General features: G+C 66.8%; 3 protein-coding genes. 2 read left to right on the top strand and 1 reads right to left on the bottom strand.

Going from position 1 to position 3,751, the window contains the following annotated elements:
* A partial coding sequence (locus J7E68_RS15900; protein ID WP_215174205.1) for a DEAD/DEAH box helicase occupies positions 1-1,498 on the top strand: 1,498 nt, incomplete at its 5' end.
* A gap of 223 nt (positions 1,499-1,721) precedes the next feature.
* A complete protein-coding gene (locus J7E68_RS15895; protein WP_215174203.1) occupies positions 1,722-2,750 on the top strand; it encodes an ATP-dependent 6-phosphofructokinase in 1,029 nt (342 codons plus the stop codon).
* A 76-nt stretch (positions 2,751-2,826) separates the two neighbouring features.
* Here J7E68_RS15895 and J7E68_RS15890 read toward each other — a convergent pair.
* A partial coding sequence (locus J7E68_RS15890) for a prolyl oligopeptidase family serine peptidase (protein WP_215174201.1) occupies positions 2,827-3,751 on the bottom strand: 925 nt, incomplete at its 5' end.

Genomic DNA, 3,751 nt, shown 5'->3' with positions numbered 1-3,751 from the left:
ACCCGAGTACGACCACCTCTCGCCCAAGGGCCTCGAGGTCATGGTTCATCAGTCCCGCTTCCTCGAGGCGGTCCGGGATGGCCACCGGAGCTTCCTGCTCGCCGATGAGCCCGGTCTCGGCAAGACGGCGCAGTCGGTCCTGGCGGCATCGGTCGCCGGCGCCTACCCGCTACTCGTCGTGGTTCCGAACGTCGTGAAGATGAACTGGGCGCGCGAGGTCGAGCGCTGGACGCCTCAGCGTCGCGCCACCGTCATCCAGGGCGACGGCACGGACATCGACGCCTTCGCCGACGTGTTCATCGTGAACTACGAGATCCTCGACCGACACATGTCGTGGCTCGCCTCGATCGGCCTTCGCGGCATGGTCGTCGATGAAGCCCACTTCATCAAGAACCTCAGCTCGCAGCGATCGCAGAACGTGCTCTCGCTCGCGAACCGCGTCCGCGAGCGCACACCGGGTGGAAACCCGCTGATGCTCGCGCTCACGGGCACGCCGTTGATCAACGACGTCGAGGACTTCGACGCGATCTGGCGTTTCCTCGGCTGGACCACGGGAGAGAAGCCCGGCCCCGAGCTGATGGAGAAGCTCGATGCCACCGGTTTCACGCCCGCCGACAAGGCGTTCTACCCCGAGGCCCGGGAAGCGGTGATCTCGATGGGGATCGTCCGGCGCAAGAAGAAGGACGTCGCCGCGGATCTTCCCGACAAGCTCATCGCCGATCTGCCGGTGCAGCTCGACGACGAGTTCGGCCGCAGCATCCGTCAGGCCGAGCGCGAACTCGGCGAGCGGCTCGCCGCCCGCTACCGCCGGATGCTCGAGGCCAGAGGCGACCGCGGTCTCGCACCCGGCGAGATCGACGAGGACATCGTCCGTCTCGTGGCTCAGAACGAACTCGAGGAGTCGAAGGCCGCAGGCACGGGCGGCGACAACGTCTTCACCATGGTGCGTCGCATCGGTCAGGCGAAGGCGCATCTCGCGGCCGACTACGCCGCCCAGCTGCAGCGGTCGGTGGGCAAGGTCGTGTTCTTCGCGAAGCACATCGATGTCATGGATCAGGCCGAGGCGCACTTCGCATCGGCGGGCATCCGATCGGTCTCGATCCGTGGCGATCAGACCTCGACCGCGCGTCAACAGGCCATCGACGACTTCAACAGCGATCCCGATGTGGGCATCGCGGTGTGCTCGTTGACGGCCGCCGGCGTCGGACTCAACATGCAGGCCGCGTCCAACGTCGTGCTGGCCGAGCTGTCATGGACGGCGGCCGAGCAGACGCAGGCGATCGACCGCGTGCACCGTATCGGACAGGGCGAGCCGGTCACCGCCTGGCGCATCATCGCCGCGCACACCGTCGATGCGAAGATCGCCGAGCTGATCGATCAGAAGCAGGGCCTCGCGGCGCGTGCGCTCGACGGCGAAGCCCTTGACGAGGCGGCTGCGGAGCCGGTGCAGCTGGGTGCTCTCATGCATCTGCTGCGAGAAGCGCTCAGCGGCGCCTGACCACGTATTCATCGCAGAGAGATCGGCGTTAAGAATTTCGGTTCTTGATGCCGATTTCTTGCGTTTTACGGCAGTGGGCTGCATTTCTCTCGATTCGTCCAGAATCGATGGCAAGATCTCGGGTTTTCATCGGGTGGAATGGCGCGTGGTCGCCCTATGACGCTAGGGTCGATCCCAGGCAGCGTCGCCTTTTCCCCCTTTTCCCGAACCGTCTGAGGCAAGCATGAAGATCGGCATTCTGACGAGCGGTGGCGACTGCCCCGGACTCAACGCGGTCATCCGCGGCATCGTGCTCAAGGGCACCACGACCTACGACCTCGAGTTCGTCGGCATCCGCGACGGATGGCGCGGCGTGGTCGACGGAGACTTCTTCCCCCTCACCCGGCACGAGGTGAAGGGGCTCTCGAAGGTCGGCGGAACGATTCTCGGCACGAGCCGCACCAACCCCTACGAGGGGGAGCGCGGCGGCGCCGAGAACATCGCCAAGACGCTCTACGGGCACAAGATCGACGGCATCATCGCGATCGGCGGCGAGGGCACCCTGGCGGCGGCCGACCGCCTCGCGAAGGACGGGATCAACGTCATCGGGGTGCCGAAGACGATCGACAACGATCTGCGGGCCACCGACTATTCGTTCGGATTCGACACGGCGGTGAACATCGCCACGGATGCGATGGATCGCCTGCGCACCACGGGCGACTCGCACCAGCGCTGCATGGTCGCCGAGGTCATGGGGCGCCACGTGGGCTGGATCGCGCTGCACGCGGGCATGGCGGCAGGCGCGCATGCCATCTGCATCCCCGAGGTGCCGATGTCGATCGACGACATCACCGAACTCGTCTCCAGCGCTCACGACCGTGGCCGCGCGCCGCTGGTCGTCGTGTCCGAGGGCTTCAAGCTGCTCGGCATGGACGAGGCGTACAGCGACAAGGGTCTCGACGCGTTCAACCGACCGCGCCTCGGCGGCATCGGAGATCAGCTCGCCCCCGCCATCGAGCGCATCACGGGCATCGAGACGCGTGCGACGATTCTCGGACACATCCAGCGCGGCGGTTCGCCGTCTGCGTTCGACCGCGTTCTCGCGACGCGTCTCGGCCTCCACGCCGCTGACGCACTCGTCGAAGGCGCGTGGGGTCAGATGGTCGCCATGCAGGGCACCGACATCGTCCGCGTGCCGTTCGCCGAGGCGCTCGGCGAACTCAACACCGTTCCCCGCAGCCGGTACGACGAGGCAGCGGCGCTGTTCGGCTGAGTTCCGGTTCGCTCACCAGAGACTAGAACGGGCCGATCCTCTGTGGATCGGCCCGTTCTCTGCGTGTGACGCGATGTCAGTGCGACGCGAGGCCGACCGTGTCGAGGATCCACGCCAGCTCGAAGGCGCGTTCCTTCCACGAGTTGTAGCGCCCGCTGACGCCGCCGTGACCGGCGACCATCTCGCACTTCAGCAGCGCGTCGGCGGCGCCGGCGACGCGGAGCGCGGCGATCCATTTCGCCGGCTCCACATAGAGGACGCGTGTGTCGTTGAGCGAGGTGACCGCGAGGATCCGAGGGTAGTCGACGCCGTCGCGCACGTTCTCGTACGGCGAGTACGACTTCATGTACTCGTAGACGTCTGCACCGTGCAGCGGGTCGCCCCACTCGTCCCACTCGATGACGGTCAGGGGCAGAGACGGGTCGAGGATCGTCGTGAGCGCGTCGACGAACGGCACTGCGGCGAGCACTCCGGCGAAGAGCTGGGGGGCGAGATTCGTCACCGCTCCCATGAGCAGTCCACCGGCGCTGCCTCCTTCGGCGACCAGCGTGTCAGGGGAGGTGATGCCCGTCGCGATGAGGTGCTCCGCGCAGGCGACGAAGTCGGTGAAGGTGTTGCGCTTGGCGAGGAGCTTCCCGTCCTCGTACCACTGCCGACCCATCTCGCCGCCGCCGCGCACGTGTGCGACGGCGAAGACGATGCCCCGATCGAGCTCGGAGAGTCGGGCGACCGAGAATCCGGGATCGATCGAGTGCTCGTACGAGCCGTAGCCATACAGATGCACCGGCCGTGTCTCGGAGCCGGGGTCGCCGAACGAGCGCTTCCAGACGAGTGAGATGGGCACCTGGGTGCCGTCGGATGCCGTGGCCCAGGCCCGGCGCTGGTCGTAGTCGCGCGGGTCGTATCCTCCGAGCACTGCGACCTGCTTGCGCAGCTCGAGGTCGCGGGTCTCGAGATCGAGCTCGTAGCCCGTCCCCGGGGTCACGAACGAGGTGTACCCG

Source organism: Microbacterium sp. ISL-103, from assembly GCF_018613995.1.
In the GTDB taxonomy this organism is placed as follows: domain Bacteria; phylum Actinomycetota; class Actinomycetes; order Actinomycetales; family Microbacteriaceae; genus Microbacterium.
This window is presented reverse-complemented; position numbering and strand designations above follow the sequence as displayed.